Source organism: Enterobacter sp. E1 (assembly GCF_016809815.1).
In the GTDB taxonomy this organism is placed as follows: domain Bacteria; phylum Pseudomonadota; class Gammaproteobacteria; order Enterobacterales; family Enterobacteriaceae; genus Enterobacter; species Enterobacter adelaidei.
On record NZ_JAFBJM010000006.1, the window covers coordinates 129,524 to 147,732 of the forward strand.

Annotated in this window: 1 protein-coding gene; it reads left to right on the forward strand. The window is 60.7% G+C overall.

What is annotated here, in order from left to right:
- Window positions 1-94 precede the first annotated feature (94 nt).
- Window positions 95-18,100 (forward strand): Ig-like domain-containing protein, encoded by an 18,006-nt coding sequence (locus JGF26_RS16360; protein ID WP_134708392.1) that lies wholly within the window; start codon window positions 95-97, stop codon window positions 18,098-18,100.
- The last annotated feature ends 109 nt before the right edge of the window (window positions 18,101-18,209 follow it).

Genomic DNA, 18,209 nt, shown 5'->3' on the forward strand with positions numbered 1-18,209 from the left:
AAGTCTGAAAATAATGGGTGATTTTTCCCAGGGATAGCTACATCCATCTGGTGGACATATCCACAGGAATCCTTACACCTGCAAGGAGAAGAAAATGAGTAACGTAAAGGTTGTTGATGTCATCATTCGCAAAACGGCGGAGAAAACGAAATTAACAGGTGAAGGAAATCTGTCGGTCTCTATTTCATCGCCAAGCGTGATTGAAATCCAGGGTTCTGCTCAGGATGTGGCGCGTTATGTTCGCCAGGGTAAAGATCTCCTCATTTATATGAAAGATGGCAGCGTTATTCGCTGCAATAACTATTTTGTCGAAGATCCAGAAACGCATAATCAGTCAGAACTGGTGTTCAACGACCGTCAGGAACTGACACATATTTCTTTTGCCGATGCCGGGGAAGCGTCAGGCGCTGCAGTAACTGAATTAACCGCGCAGGCCACACCGATTAGCAGCATTGAGCCTTTCCTCGAGCAGGGAAGCGTTTTGAGCGACGCGCCGTGGGGCTGGATTGCGGGCGCTGCGTTAGGCGGTGGTGCCATCGGGGCACTGCTGGCTCACGGGGGAGACGGCGAAACCAAAACAAGGGTTGTTGATAATACCAAAGAGGTTGAAAGCGCAACGCCCACCTTTTTGCTGACAGATAAAGCGGGTGACAAGCAGGGGGTGCTGAGTGCAAAAGAGGTCACGGACGATAACACCCCAACCTTTAGTGGTACCGGCCAACCGGGCGCAACCATCCAGATCAAAGACAGCAGCGGCAGTACCATCGCCAGTGCAATGGTCGCTAAAGACGGTACCTGGACGGTAAAATTACCAACCCAGACCGACGGGGAGCATACCTGGTCGGTCGTGCAGATCGACGGCAGTAAAACCACCGCAGCGGGCTGTATCACCGTGACGGTTTCTACCGCCGATGCCTCTATTACGCTGGCCACCACGGCGGGCGATAACGTGCTTAACGCCAGCGAGCAATCCGCGGGCTTTACGCTTTCCGGTGCCAGCAAAAACCTGGCGCAGGGTACTGAACTCACCGTAACGCTGAACGGCAAAACCTACACGACTGAAGTGGGCGCAGACGGCGCATGGCTCGTTAACGTGCCTGCAGCTGACGCGCAGGCGTTGGGCGACGGCACCTGGACGGTCAACGTCAGCGGTAAGGACGCGGCGGGGAACACCGTGAGCGGAAGCCAGACGATTGGCGTCGATACCACCGCGCCAACGCTGTCTGTTGATACCCTCGCGCAGGACAACATCATCAATGCGGCTGAGCACAACCAGCCGCTGACGCTGACCGGTAAAACCAATGCGGAAGCCGGTCAGATTGTCACCGTGACGCTGAACGGTAAAAACTACAACGCCACCGTGGCGGGTGACGGTACCTGGACCGTCACGCTGGCGGCGAACGACGTACAGGCGCTCAGCGAGGGCAATCACACCCTGACGGTGAACGTCAGCGATAAAGCGGGCAACGGCTCGTCTGTTACCGCAGATTTCACGGTTGATATCACCGCACCGGTTGTCACCGTCAATACCGTGGCGGGCGACGATGTTCTCAATACCAGCGAGCAGGGTCAGGCACAGATTATTTCCGGCCTGGCGAACGGTGCAGCTGCGGGCGATGTGGTCACCGTGACCCTTGGCGGCCAGACTTTCACCGGCGTGGTGCTTGCGGACGGTAGCTGGAGCGTCGGCGTTCCTGCGTCCGTGCTGGGCGCGCTGGGTGAAGGCAGCCACACGATTTCGGTTTCCGTGACTGACGCGGCAGGCAACACCGGCAGCGCCACGCACGGCATTACGCTGAGCGGACACCCGCCAGAATTTACGATTGACGCCATCAGTCAGGACAATGTTCTGAATGCTCAGGAGGCGATGCAGCCGCTGAGCCTGACCGGTACCAGCAATTTGCCGAACGGCAGCGCTATCACGGTGACGCTGAACAACGTTAACTATCAGGCGACCGTCGAAAACGGTGTCTGGGCGGTCCAGATGCCGGTTTCCGACGTGCTGAATCTGGCGAACACGCTTTATACCGTCAGGGTCAGCGGTACCGACAGCGTGGGTAACAGCGGTTCTGCAGAAGCGAATCTGCTGGTGGATACCGTCCTTCCGCAGGTCATTATCAATACGTTTGCGGGCGACAACCTGGTCAATAACGCCGAAGCGGGCGTCGATCAAACCCTCAGCGGCCGCGTTATCGGCGCGGCGGCGGGCGATACCGTCTCTGTCACCGTCGGCGGCAAGAGCTATACCGCAACGGTTGGCAGCGATCTGACCTGGAGCGTGAAAATCACGTCAGCGGATCTTCAGGCGTTCGGCGACGGTGATTTAACCTTCACCGCATCGGTGACCAATGGGCACGGCAATACCGGCACCGGCGAGCGTGATATCAATATCAACGCGGAGCTGCCGGGCCTGCGCGTGAACACCATTTCCGGCGATGACGTGATCAACGCCATCGAGCAGCAGCAGGATCTGAGCGTCACCGGCTCCAGTACTCATCTGGCAGCGGGGACGCAGATTGCCGTCACCATTAACAACGTCGAGTATGTCACCGCGGTTAACGCCAGCGGCAGCTGGCAGATCGGCGTACCCGCGGCGGACCTTCAGGCCTGGACGGCGGGAGGTATGACGGTCAGCGTCAGCGCTGAAGATACCTGGGGCAACACTGTTGCGGCTGAACACCCGATCGAACTCGATCTGAACGCAGTGGCGGTCACCATTGATACCGTCTCCGGCGATGACCTGCTGAATGCGGCAGAAAAAGGCAGTGATTTAACCCTTTCCGGCCAGACGCAGGGCGTGGAAGCGGGGCAGACCGTGGTGGTGAAATTCGCTGACCAGACCTTTACCGCGCAGGTGCAGCAGGATGGCTCCTGGAGCCTGACCGTACCCGTCAGCGCCATGGAAACCCTGATCGACGGTCGCGCGCAGGTGAGCGTTAGCGTCACTAACGTCAACGGTAACAGTGCCGAGGCGTCGCGCGTGGTCACCGTAGATACTCAGCCGCCGACAATAACGATCGATAATCTGACCACCGACAACATCATCAATGCGGCAGAAGCGCAGCAGGATTTAGTGTTAAGCGGCAGCAGCAATGCTGAAGCAGGCCAGGTGGTCACTGTAACGATGAACGGTAAAACCTATCAGACCACGGTTCAGACGGACGGTACCTGGCAGTTGAGTGTACCAGCGGCTGACGTCGGCGCGCTGGCAGATGGCATTGTGACCGTGACGGCAACCGTGAGTGATGTGGCGGGGAACACCAGCAGTGCCGATCGCATTGGGCTGGTGGACGCGACCGTGCCGCAGGTGACGATTAACGACTTTGTCACCGATACCAACACCGTTAACCAAATCGCCCATTCACAGGCGCAGATCCTGAGCGGCTCCGTCACCGGTGCGGCTGCGGGCGACAGGGTAACCATCTCCATTAATAACGTGGATTACACCACCGTGGTCGATGCGGCAGGTCACTGGAGCCTGGGACTGCCTGCGTCAGTGGTGCAAGGTCTGGCTGACGGTACCTGGACGATTAACGTCTCCGTGACCGACCAGTCCGGTAATACCGGAAGCCATTCACTGGATGTGGTGGTGAATACCGTGACGCCTGTCATCGGTATCAACACGCTGGCGGCGGACGATGTGATCAATGCTACAGAGAAAGGCGAAGATCTGCTGCTCTCCGGCACCAGCAACCAGCCGGAAGGCACCACCGTTACGGTGACCCTGAACGGCATTCACTACACAGCCACTACTGACGCCAGCGGAAACTGGAGCGTCACCGTGCCTGCTTTCGCGGTGAGCGCGCTGGGTGAAGCCCATTACACCGTGACGGCGGACGTCACCGACAGCGTAGGTAACAGCGCGTCAACCTCACACGACGTGCTGGTGGACAGCTCGCTGCCGGTTGTGACGATCAACACGCTGGCGGGCGACAACATCGTTAACGCAGCGGAAGTGGCGGCAGGGCAAACCCTGACCGGTAAGGTAACGAACGCGGCTTCAGGTGACACTGTCACTATTATCCTGGGCGGCCAGACATACACCGCTACCGTGCAGGACGATCTGACCTGGAGCCTGCCGTTAAGCGAGAACCAGCTGACCGCGCTCGGCAACGGCGATCTCACCGTATCCGCCAGCGTCACCAACGCGCACGGTAATACCGGCTCTTCTTCTCTCGACTTCACCATCGACGCCCAGCTCCCGGGACTGCGGATTGATACCGTGGCGGGTGACGACGTGATTAACGTGATCGAGCACGCTCAGAACCTGATTGTGTCCGGCACCAGCACCGATCTGGCCGCGGGCAGCATCGTCACCGTAACCATTAACGGCAACACTTATTCTGCAACCGTGCTGGCGGACGGTTCCTGGCAGGCGGCAGTGCCGGCGGCGGATGTATCTCAGTGGGCGGACGGTTCGCTGAAGATCACAGCAAGCGCACAGGATACCTCCGGTAATCCGGTCGCTATCGGGACTGTCGTGGATGTCGATCTCGCACCTGTGGCTATCACCATCAACAGCGTGACCGATGACAACGTGCTCAACGCGGCGGAAAAAGGCCAGGATCTGGTGCTGTCCGGCACCTCATCCAACGTTGAAGCGGGCCAGACCGTGACCATCACCTTCGCGGGTAAAACGTATACCACCACGGTGGATGCCAACGGGGACTGGACGTACACCGTACCGGCAGCCGATTTGAGCGGCCTGAAAGACGGTGACGCCAGCGTGCAGGTCAACGTCACCAATGTGAACGGTAACGCGGCGTCTTCGGCGCAGGAATTCAGCGTCGATACCACCGCGCCGACGGTGACCATCAACACCATCAGCCAGGACAATATGCTGAACGCGGCCGAGGCGGCTCAGGATCTGACCCTGAGCGGCACATCTACTGCCGAAGCAGGCCAGACGGTGACCGTGACCTTCAACGGCAGCACCTATACCGCGCAGGTGCAGGCGGACGGTAGCTGGACGCTGGACGTCCCGGCGGCGGACATGGCAGGCATCACCGACGGCAATGCGGCGGTCACGGCGACGGTGTCCGATAAAGCAGGCAACCCGGCCAGTGCGGGTGCTTCTGTGCTGGTTGACACCACCGTACCGCAGATTACCTTCGATATCGTCTCGGGCGACGACATCGTGAATATTGCCGAACACGGCCAGGCGCTGATTGTTTCCGGTAAGGTTACGGGGGCACAGGCGGGCGACGTGATTACCGTGACCCTGAACGGTAAAGACTACACCGCGATGCTGGATGCGTCCGGAAGCTGGAGCGTGGGTGTTCCGGCGGCGGACGTGAGCGCGTTGGCTAACGGCGACCAGACAATGTCGGCGACCCTCACCGATAAAGCGGGCAACAGCACCACTGCCACGCATGATTTTGACGTCTCCCTGACCGTACCGGTTATCGCCATCAATACCCTGGCGGGTGACGATGTGATCAATGCCGCAGAGAAAGGTGAAGATCTGCTTCTTTCCGGTACCAGCAACCAGCCGGACGGAACCACCATTACGGTGACGCTGAACGGTATCAATTACAGCGCCATCACAGACGCCAGCGGTAACTGGAGCATCACCGTTCCGGCGGCAAACGTCTCTGCGCTGGGAGAAGCAAGCTACGTCGTGGCGGCGAGTGTAACTGACGCCGCAGGCAACAGCGCGAGTACCAGCCACAGCGTACTGGTCGACAGCGCATTGCCGCAGGTCACCATTAACCCTGTCGCCACGGACGATGTCATCAACGCAGCGGAAGTGGCTGCCGGGCAGACCCTGAGCGGCAAAGTGAGCGGCGCAGCGAGCGGTGACACTGTCACTATTAGTATCGGCGGAAATACGTATACGGCTACGGTTCAGGACGATCTGAGCTGGTCGGTCAACGTGCCGTCTACGGTCTTAACCGCCATCGGTAACGGCGATCTGACGGTTTCAGCCAGCGTCACCAACGGCCACGGCAACACCGGAACAGTCGAGCGCGACATCACCATTGATGCCAACCTGCCGGGCCTGCGCGTTGATACCGTAGCCGGCGACGATGTGATCAACAGCATTGAGCACGCTCAGAACCTGATTATCACCGGCTCCAGCGAGGGCCTGGCAACGGGTGCGGCGTTAACCGTGACCGTGAACGGCAAAACCTACGCGGCGACGGTGCTCGCTGACGGTACCTGGGCGGCAGCCATTCCGGCGGCAGACGTCAGCGCGCTGACTGCTGGCACGCTCACTGTGACCGTTGAAGGCCAGAGCGCAGCGGGTAACCCGGTTTCTATCAGCCATGACGTGAAGGTGGATCTGGCGGCAGTCGCCATCAGCATTGACCCGATTGCCACAGACGACGTGATTAACGCGGCGGAGAAAGGCGCGGACCTGGTGCTGTCCGGCAGCACCACTAACGTGGAAGAAAACCAGACCGTCACCATCTCATTTGGCGGTAAGTCTTACACCGCGACGGTGGATGCGGACGGCAACTGGACGGCGACCGTACCGTCTGCCGATTTGGGCAGCCTGAAAGACGGCGACGCCAGCGTGCAGGTAAGCGTCACCAATGTGAACGGTAACAGCGCGTCGGCGGGCCGCGAGTACAGCGTGGACGCCACCGCACCGACGGTGTCTATCGAAATTATCAGCGACAACAACATCATCAATGCGGCCGAAGCGCAGCAGGATCTGGTGATCAACGGTGTGACCAACGCCGAAGCGGGCCAGACCGTTACCGTCACGCTGAACGGCGCGAATTACACCACCACCGTGCAGGCAAACGGCAGCTGGAGTGTGACCGTACCGTCTGCGGATCTGGGGGCGATTGCCGACGGCAACTATACCGTCAGCGCCGCCGTGTCTGATAAAGCGGGTAACCCGGCCTCAGCGGATCGCGATGTGCTGGTTGATACAACCGTACCACAGCTGACTATTAACACCGTTTCCGACGACGACGTGATCAACAGCGCCGAGCATGCGCAGGCATTGATTGTTACCGGATCTGTGACCGGCGCGGCGGCGGGCGATGTGGTCACCGTCACCATCAATAACAAATCTTACACCGCCACGATCGACGCCGCTGGCAACTGGAGTGTGGGCGTGCCGGCAGCAGATGTTACGGCTCTGGCCGCCGGGGATTACACCATCACCGCGGCGCTGACGGATAAAGCGGGCAACAGCAACAGCGCCACGCACAGCGTGGAAGTCAACCTGACCGCACCGGCGCTGACCATTGACACCGTTTCCGGTGACGATGTGATCAATAGCACCGAGAAAACGCAGGATCTGACCCTTTCCGGTACGGCGTCCGGGCTGGCTGCAGGCGCGGCCGTGACCGTAATGCTCAACGGCAAAGCGTACAGCGCTACGGTTGATAGCAACGGAAAATGGACCACGACCGTTCCGGCTAACGAGGTGGGGCAACTTGGCGAGGCGCTTTATACCGTTACCGCATCGGCAACGGATAGCGTCGGCAACAGCACCAGTACGTCGCACACCGTGAACGTGGAATCCGTTCTGCCGGGCGTGATTATCAACACCGTTGCGGGCGACGACGTGATCAACGCTGCTGAGCTGGCAGCCGGCCAGACCATCAGCGGCAAAGTGGTGAATGCCGAAGCGGGCAACACCGTGACCGTGACGATTGGCGGCAACAGCTACACCGCAACGGTGCAGAGCGACCTGACCTGGTCCGTTAACCTGCCGTCCGACGTTCTGACCGCGCTGGGTAACGGCGATCTGACTGTGACCGCTAGCGTCATAAACGGCGTGGGTAATAGCGGAACGGGCGAGCGCGATATTGCTATCGACGCTAACCTGCCGGGCCTGCGCGTGGATACCGTGGCGGGTGACGACGTGATCAACAGCATCGAACACGGGCAGAATCTGATTATCACCGGCACCAGCGACGGGCTGGCGGCGGGCGCGGCGTTGACCGTGACCGTTAATGCCAAAACCTACCCGGCTATCGTACTGGCTGACGGTACCTGGAGCGCGGCGATCCCGGCGGCAGATGTGGGGGCACTGGCTGCAGGCACGGTCACGGTGACTGTTGCAGGCCAGAGCAGCGCCGGTAACCCGGTCTCCATTAGCCACGATGTGACGGTGGACCTGGCAAACGTCGCCATCAGCATTGACGCCATTGCCTCAGACGATGTGATCAATGCGGCTGAAAAAGGCGCGGATCTGGTGCTCTCCGGTGCGACTTCAAACGTGGAGGAAAACCAGACCGTCACCATCACCTTCGGCGGCAAGAGCTACACCGCGACCGTTGGCGCTGACGGCAAATGGACCACCACGGTGCCCGCCGCCGATCTGACCAACCTGAAAGACGGCGATGCCAGCGTGCAGGTGAGCGTGACCAACGTGAACGGCAATAGTGCATCGGCGGGTCGCGAGTACAGCGTGGATACCACCGCGCCGTCCGTGACTATCAATACGCTTGCGGCTGACGACATTCTGAATGCGACAGAGGCTCAGGCTGACCTGACCGTGTCCGGCACCAGCACCGCCGAAGCGGGTCAGACGATAACGGTGTCACTGAACGGCAAAGACTACACCACAACCGTGGGCGTCGACGGCGGCTGGACGCTGAACGTCCCGGCGGCGGATGTTGCGGCGCTGACGGACGGCAGTGTGACCGTCACCGCATCGGTAAGCGACAAAGCGGGTAACCCGGCGTCGGTTGATCACAACCTGACGGTGGACGTCACCGTCCCTGCAGTGACCATCAACACTATCGCTGGCGACGACGTGATTAACGTGGCTGAACACGCGCAGGCGCAGATCATCAGCGGCTCCGCCACCGGCGCGGCAGCAGGTGATAAGGTGACCGTCACGATTGGCGGACAGACTTACACCACCGTGCTGGACGCGGCGGGTAACTGGAGCGTGGGTGTACCGGCGAATGTAATTTCCGGCCTCAGCGACGGTACCGTGACCGTCACGGCGTCAGTCACCGACGCGGCGGGGAACACGGGCAGCGGCACCCATAACGTGACCGTTGATACCGGTCTGCCATCGGTCAACTTCAACGCCATCAGCGACGATAACGTGCTGAACGCGGTGGAAAAAGATCAGGATCTGAACGTCAGCGGCACCAGCGCTAACCTCGCGGAAGGCACCGTGGTGACGGTGACCCTGAACGGTAAAAACTACACGGCCACCACGGCTGCAGACGGCAGCTGGAGCCTGACGGTTCCGGCAGCGGATCTGGCCGGCCTCGGCCAGGCTAATTACACCCTGAACGCGACCGCCACCAACGGCGTGGGCAACAGCGTGAGTAATACCGCGAACCTGCTGGTGGACACCGCGCTGCCGACCGTCACCATCAATACCGTGGCGGGTGATAACGTCATCAACGCGGCGGAAGTGGCTGCAGGTCAAACCTTGAGCGGTTCGGTGGCAAATGCCGAAGCGGGCAATACCGTCACCGTCACCATTGGCGGCAACCGCTACACCGCAACGGTGCAGAACGATCTGACCTGGTCCGTGAACGTGCCGTCAGACGTGCTGACCTCGCTGGGCAACGGTAGCCTGAGCGTAACGGCGACCGTCACCAACGGTCATGGCAACACCGGAACCGGCGAGCGCGGTATCACCATCGACGCTAACCTGCCGGGTCTGCGCGTGGATACCGTGGCGGGTGACGATGTCATCAACAGTATTGAACATACGCAAAACCTGATCGTCACCGGCTCCAGCGACGGGCTGGCGGCAGGTACGGCGCTGACCGTCACCGTCAACGGTAAAGACTATGCGGCCACGGTGCTGGCGGACGGCACCTGGAGCGCCGCGATCCCGTCCTCCGACGTGAGCGCGTGGCCGGAAGGCACCGTCAAAATCAGCGTTACCGGCGACAGCTCTGCGGGCAATCCGATCACCATCAGTCACGATGTGACGGTGGATCTGGCGACCGTTGCCATCAGCATCAATGCCATCGCCACCGATGATGTGATTAACGCGGCGGAGAAAGGGGCCGATCTGGTGCTGTCAGGCACCACGACCAACGTTGAGGCGGGGCAGACCGTGACCCTGAGCCTGAACGGCAAAATCTATACCACCACCGTGGACGACAGCGGTAACTGGACCTGGACCGTGCCATCTGCGGATCTGGCACACCTCAAGGATGGCGACGCCAGCGTGCAGGTGAGCGTCACCAACGTGAACGGCAACAGCGCCTCGGCGGGCCGCGAGTACAGCGTGGATGCTACCGCGCCGTCCGTGACCATCAATACGCTTGCGGCTGACAACATCCTGAATGCCACCGAAGCGCAGGCTGACCTGACCGTGTCCGGCACCAGCACCGCTGAAGCGGGTCAGACGGTGACCGTGAGCCTGAACGGTAAAGAGTACACCACAACCGTGGGCGCGGATGGCGGCTGGACGCTGAGCGTTCCGGCGGCGGATCTGGCCGTGCTCGGCGACGGCAGCGTCACGGTGACGGCGAGCGTCAACGATAAGGCGGGTAACCCGGCGTCGGTTGATCACACGCTGACGGTGGACGTGACCGTGCCTGCGGTGACCATCAATACCGTGGCGGGCGACGACGTGATTAACATCACTGAGCACGCGCAGGCGCAAATCATCAGCGGCTCCGCCACCGGCGCGGCAGCGGGCGATAAGGTCACCGTCACCATCGGTGGACAGACGTACACCACCGTGCTGGACGCGGCGGGTAACTGGAGCGTTGGCGTACCGGCAAATGTGATTTCCGGCCTCAGCGACGGCACCGTAACCGTTACTGCGTCAGTCACCGACGCGGCGGGCAATACCGGTACCGGCAGCCACAACGTGACCGTCGATACCGGTCTGCCATCGGTGGCCTTCAGCGCCATCAGCGGCGATAACATCCTGAACGCAGTGGAGAAAGGTCAGGGTCTGAGCGTCAATGGAACCAGCGCTAACCTGACGGAAGGCACAGTGGTTTCCGTGACCCTTAACGGTAAAAACTACACCGCCACCACGGCGGCGGATGGCAGCTGGAGCCTCACGGTTCCGGCGGCGGATCTTGCCGTGCTGGGCGAAGCCAACTACACCCTGAGCGCGGTAGCGACCAACGCCGTGGGCAACAGCGTCAGCAACACCGCGAACCTGCTGGTCGACACCGCGTTGCCGACCGTCACCCTCAACACCATAGCGGGTGATAACGTCATCAACGCGGCAGAAGTGGCCGCGGGGCAGACCATTAGCGGCAAGGTAGCGAACGCGGAAGCAGGCAATACCGTCACCGTATCCATTGGCGGCAACACGTACACGACAACCGTGCAGAGCGATCTCACCTGGTCCGTTAACGTGCCGTCCAACGTTCTGACCGCGCTGGGCAACGGCGATTTGACTGCGTTAGCTTCCGTCACCAATGGCCACGGCAACACCGGTACAGGCGAGCGTGATATCACCATCGACGCCAACCTGCCGGGTCTGCGCGTGGATACCGTGGCGGGCGACGACGTGATCAACAGCATCGAACACGGACAGAACCTGATCCTCACCGGCTCCAGCGACGGGCTGGCAGCAGGTACCACGCTGACGGTAACCGTCAATGGCAAAACCTATGCGGCCTCCGTGCTCGCAGACGGCAGCTGGAGCGCGGCGATCCCGGCGGCAGACGTCGGGGCCCTGGCAGCAGGCACGGTAACCGTGACCGTTGCAGGCCAGAGCGCGGCGGGCAACCCGGTAACGATCAGTCATGACGTGACCGTTGACCTGACGGCGGTGGCTATCAGTATTGATGCAATTGCCACCGACGACGTGATTAACGCGGCGGAGAAAGGCGCGGATCTGGTGCTTTCCGGCAGCACCTCGAACGTGGAGGAAAACCAGAGCGTCACCATCACCTTCGCGGGTAAAACGTACACTGCGAAAGTGGATGCCGACGGTAATTGGACGGCCACTGTGCCTTCCGCCGATCTCGCGGGCCTGAAAGACGGCGATGCCAGCGTGCAGGTGAGCGTGACCAATGTGAACGGCAACAGCGCGTCTGCGGGTCGCGAGTACAGCGTGGACGCCACCGCGCCAACCGTGACCATTGATACGGTTGCAGGCGATAACGTGATTAACGCCAGCGAAGCGTCCGCAGGTGTGACCCTCTCCGGTACTACCACGGCGGAAGTCGGGCAGACGGTCAGCGTGACGCTGGGCGGTAAAAGCTACACCACGCAGGTACAGCAGGGTGGCATCTGGAGCGTGAACGTGCCGGGTACCGATCTGTCCGCCCTGGCGGATAACGGCTACACCGTGCAGGTCAGCGTGAACGATGCTGCCGGTAACCCGGGCAGCGCGGGCAAAGCGATTACGCTTGATACCACGCCGCCAACCGTCAGCTTTAACGTTGTCGCGGGCGATGACGTCATTAACAGCGTGGAGCACGGACAGGCACAGATTGTCAGCGGCACGGCAACCGGTGCGAGCGTTGGCGATAAGCTGGTCATTACCATCGGTTCGAATCAGTACACCACTACCGTTGACGCCAGCGGTAACTGGAGCGTGGGCGTTCCGGCAAGCGTGATTTCCGCGCTCACCGACGGCACCGTGACCCTTAGTGCGACCATTACCGACAGCGCGGGCAACAGCAGCACCCAGACACACGATGTGGTGGTCAACACCGCGTCTGTGGCACTGACGGTTAACACCCTCAGCGGGGATGATGTGATCAACGCGTCTGAAGCCGGTTCGTCACTGGTGATTAACGGTTCCAGCGCCCAGTTCGCCAGCGGGACCCAGGTCACCGTGACCCTGAACGGCAAGAGCTATACGGCCACCATCCAGAGCGACGGCAGCTGGACGACCACCGTACCTGCCGCCGACGTGGGCGCGCTGGCCGATGGCGCGAGCTACCAGGTGTCTGTGTCGGCGCAGGACAGCGCGGGCAACAGCGCGTCGGCGACGCACAGCATCAGCGTAGATACCACGGCGCCAGTCGTGAGTATTGCGACGCTGTCGGGCGATGACATGCTGAACGCGGCAGAAGCGCAGCAGCCGCTGACGGTGCATGGTTCGTCCAGTGCAGAGGCGGGTCAGACCGTCACCGTGACGCTCGGCGGGAAAACCTACACTGCAACCGTAGCTATCGATGGCACCTGGACGCTCGACGTGCCGGCAGCCGATCTGGCTGCGTTGAGCCAGGGCGCTCTGACCTTGACCGCATCGGTCAATGACAAAGCCGGTAACAACGGCCAGACCACGCACACGTTAACGGTCGATACCGTCGCGCCAACCGTGACCATCAGCACCGTGGCCGATGACGATATCGTCAACAACGCAGAGCAGCTGGCGGGCCAGACCATCCGTGGCACAACCACAGCGGAACAGGGTCAGACGGTGACCGTCTCCTTCAACGGACACAGCTATCAGGCGACCGTCGGGGCAGATGGTTCGTGGTCGGTCTTCGTGCCGGGACGTGATTTCCTCGGTCTGAGCGACGGGGATTACACGATTACCGCCTCGGTGAACGATAAGGCGGGTAACCCGGGCAGCGCCACGCACGACGTGACGCTGAACGGCGACGTCCCAACCATCACCATTAACACTTTTGCGCAGGACGATATCGTCAACGCCGCCGAGCACGGCACGCCGCTGGTTGTTAGCGGCACCACCAACGCCCCGGCGGGGCAGACGGTGACCATCACGCTGAACGGTAAAACCTACGCGGCAACCGTCCAGAATGACGGTACCTGGAGCTACACGGTCGGCAGCGCAGAGGTGAGCGCGCTGGCAGACGGCGGTTCTTACGTCATCAACGCGCAGGTCAGCAACACCATCGGCAATAGCGCCAGCGACAATCATACCGTTACGGTGGATCTCACCGCGCCGTCGATGGGGATCAGCATTGATTCCCTGCAAAACGACACCGGTCTGAGCGCGAGTGATTTCATCACTAACGATAATCAGGTGGTGGTGAATGGCTCGCTGACCGCGCAGCTCGGCAATAACGAGAAGGCGCAGATCAGCCTTGACGGCGGGTTAACCTGGATTGACCTGACGGTGACGGGTACCACCTGGCGCTACACCGATGGCCGCAGCCTGACGGACGGAACGTATCAGTACCAGGTTCGCGTGATCGATAACGCGGGTAACGTGGGGGCAACGGACAGCCAGGACGTAGTGATTGATCTGACGAAGCCTGCGGCAACGACCATTACCGTGGATTCCATCACTCAGGATACCGGTCTGTCCGGCAGCGACTTTATCACCAGCGACAACCAGATCAGCCTGAAAGGGACGCTTGGCGCGGCGCTGGGCGCTGGCGACCACGCGCAGATCAGCCTCGACGGTGGCGTTACCTGGACCGATGTGAGCGTCAGCGGCCTGAGCTGGACCTATGTGGATGGGCGTACCCTGGCCGACGGGGATTACAACTACCAGCTGCGCGTGATTGACGACGCGGGCAATATCAGCGCCACCGCCAGCCAGGTGGTGACGATTGATACGGTGGCACCGGACGCCAGTAAAACGATCGCCATCGACAGCATCAGCGACGATACCGGCCTGAGCAGCAGCGACTTTATCACTCGCGACACGTCCCTGACGCTGCACGGCTCGCTCGGCGCGACGCTTGTGGACGGCGAGTATGCCCAGATCAGCATCGACGGCGGTGTGACCTGGCAGAACGTGATTGTCACCGGCAACAGCTGGTACTACGTGGACGGCCGCACGCTGGGTAACCAGACCTATGACTACTATGTACGCGTGGTAGATGCCGCCGGTAACGTGGGGGCCAGCGCCCATCAGCAGGTGACCGTCGATACGGTTGCCCCGGATGCGGCCATTACGGTGACCGTGGATAACATCACCGTGGATACCGGCTTCGACAATAACGACTTCCTGACCAGTTCGACCTCGTACACGCTGCACGGAACGCTCGGCGCAGAACTTGGCGCGGGTGAATTCGTGCAGGTGAGCATGGACGGCGGCAACACCTGGGTGTACGCCACCGTAAGCGGTACGCAGTGGAGCTACAGCGACACGCGTACCCTGACCGACGGTAGCCATAACTATCAGGTGCGGGTCGTCGACCAGGCGGGGAACGTTGGGGCAACCACCTCGCAGGCGGTAACGGTGGATACCCAGGCGCCGCAGTACGGCGTCACCATCGACAGCATCAGCGAAGATACCGGGCAGTCCGGCAGTGATTTCATCACCATGGACACCACGCTGACGATCAACGGTTCGCTGGGCAGCGCGCTGGCAAATGACGAGCGCGTACAGATCAGCCTGGACGGTGGGAATACCTGGCTCGACACCACGGTCACCAACCAGCGCTGGAGCTACACCGATACCCGCGATCTGCCTGACGGGGACTATACCTACCAGGTGCGGATTATTGACCAGGCGGGCAACGTGGGCTCTACCGCCTCTCAGGTGGTGACGGTGGACACCACGCCGCCAACCACGGTAGGCACGGTAGTGAGCTATACCGACGGTGAAGGCGAGCGTCAGGGCACCTTTGGCAGCGCGGTGGCAACAGACGATAACTCGCCGCTGATCAACGGGACGCTTAACCGCGCTCCGGACGACGGTGAAATTGTGCAGCTCTATCGTGACGGGGTCCTGCTCGGCCAGGTGACCATGAACGGCAGTGCCAGCTGGTCCTTCCAGGACAACGGCCTGAGTGATGGTAACCACACTTACATTGTGCGTGTCACCGACAGGGCCGGTAACTACACGGAGTCGGACGGGTTTGTCCTGAACGTTGATACCAGCATCCCGACCACCACGGCGGCGATTACCGCGCAGACCACATCGGATACCACGCCGATTGTCAGCGGTACCGTCTCTGCCGATCTGGTGAACGGCGAATACCTGGTGGTGACGGTGAACGGCAAAACCTACACCTCCCAGACGGGCGGCGCGGTAGTGGTCGATCCGGCACATAACACCTGGTATCTGCAGATCCCGGACGGCGATGCGCTTAGCGTGTCGAGCTACAGCGTGACGGCGCAGGTGAAGAGCAGCGCGGGTAACGGTAATACCACCGGCACGGCGACCGGCAGCCTGGTGATTGATACCACCTCGGTGAATACCGACTGGGCAACCACGGCGGGGAACAGCAACAACTCCACCATGACCCTCGGCATGAACAGCAGCGGTCTGTGGAATATCATTGCTAACGGCCAGTCTTACTCCAGCAGCGATAGCTCGAGCTATGCCGGGAATACGCTGACCAACACCCGCGGCTTCTACGTGGTGAGCCAGACCGCCGCCGACTTTGACCGTAACGGCACGCAGGACATTTTCGCCACGGAGAACACCTATGGCGGATCCACGCAGGTGATGTGGACCTACGATGGCAGCACCTATAACGCCAGCCAGCTGGCAATGGGGACCACCATCTGGTACGGCGGCGTGATTGCGTACGACAAAACCGGGGATGGCTACCTGGATCTGGCGTACGGCGATGCGGGTGCCGACTCCATTACCTACCTGATCAATAAGAACGGCGTTCTGTCGCCGGATGGCACCAACGGCGGGGCCGGGTTCTGGGGGCAATTCACCACCATGCGTGAAATTTCAGGCGTTGACCTGAACAACGACGGCACGGTGGATATTGTTCAGCACACCAACCGCAGCGGCGCGAACTCGTTAACCGTGATCAACAACAACGGTAACGGCACGCTCTCCATCGGCCAGAACCTGACCAACGTGTTTGTGGCTAACGCCTCGAATACCACCACGGCGGCGTCCATGACGTGGGCGGATTTCAACGGCGATGGCTACATGGATCTGTACCTGGGCAGCAGCTACAACAACAACGGCGGGGTGATCTACTACAACGACGGTACCGGGAAGCTCTCTGCCACCAAGAGCGCGGTGGAAGCCTCGAACGCCACGGCAGGTTATCTGTCAGTGGCGGTGGACTGGAACGGCGACGGGCAGATGGACATCATCAAGCTCAGTACCTATGGCGGCTCGCAGACGGCGACCCTGTTCACCAACAACGGTTACGGTTCCACCTGGACCTCAAGCCAGCTGGCTTCGGGCCTGGCGAACGTCACCGGCGTGGCGGCCGTGGACTACAACTGGGACGGCGCGCAGGATCTGCTGGTGTCTCAGCAAAACGGTAAGGTGGTGCTGGTACAAAACAGCAAAACCATTGCTGACGGCACCGCGATGCATCTGCACATTATCGACAGCGAGGGCATCAACGCCTACTACGGCAACACGGTCAATCTGTATAACGCCGCGGGCGTGCTGGTGGCGTCGCAGATCATCAACGCCCAGTCCGGTATCGGTTCGAACGATACCTCTGCACTGGTGAGTTTCTACGGGCTGGATCCGAAAGAAACCTATTCGGCAGAGATCCTGAAGATCACCAACGGCGTGTCGGATAACGTCACCTGGAGCGGTCTGGAGGCGGGCAACGGCAAAGAGGGCTACGTCCTGACGGCCGAAGCCGCCACCGGCGGCCACAGCGGGACCATCACCGGGACCGGGTATAACGACACCTTTATCGCAGAGGATGGCACCTATACCTACAACGGTTCCGGCGGCTGGAATACCCATTCCGACTACGACACCTGGAGCAATACCGGTGGGATGGACGTGGTGGATTACCGCAACGCAACGTCCGGGATTACGGTTGACTTACGCCTCTCAACCGCCCAGAACACCGGGTTCGGTACCACGCGGCTGCTGAACATTGAAGGGATTAACGGCTCTGACTTCGACGACGTTATCACTGGCAACAGCGGTGATAACCAGTTCGAAGGCCGAGGCGGAAACGACACCTTCAACATCGGCAGCGGCGGTCACGATACGCTGCTCTATAAGCTGATCAACGCGTCGGATGCCACGGGCGGTAACGGTCACGACGTGGTGAACGGCTTTACGGTCGGCACCTGGGAAGGGACGGCGGACACGGATCGTATTGACCTGCGCGATCTGCTCTCCGGCAGCGGCTACACCGGCACGGGCTCGGCGAGCTATGTGAACGGCGTGGCCACGCTGGACAGCAGCGCGGGCAATATCAGCGATTACATCCGCGTGGTGCAGAACGGCAGCAATACCGAAATTCAGGTGGATCTGGACGGTACCGGCGGTCAGTTCACGCCAACCACCCTGGTGACACTCAACGGCGTTCAGACGGATCTGGCGACGCTGCTGGCAAACCATCAGCTGTTAATTGCGTAAAACAGCGCCGCGGGGAGCGATCCTCGCGGCTTTTTGCGTTTATTTACACGAATAGCAATAACCCTATATTTCACAAGATTATTTTGCGGGCTCGTTTAGAGACGGTTCG

What these genes read in the sequence shown, in the direction of transcription:
- JGF26_RS16360 (WP_134708392.1), top strand. Translation starts at nt 95, where the DNA reads ATGAGTAACGTAAAGGTTGTTGATGTCATCATTCGCAAAACGGCGGAG.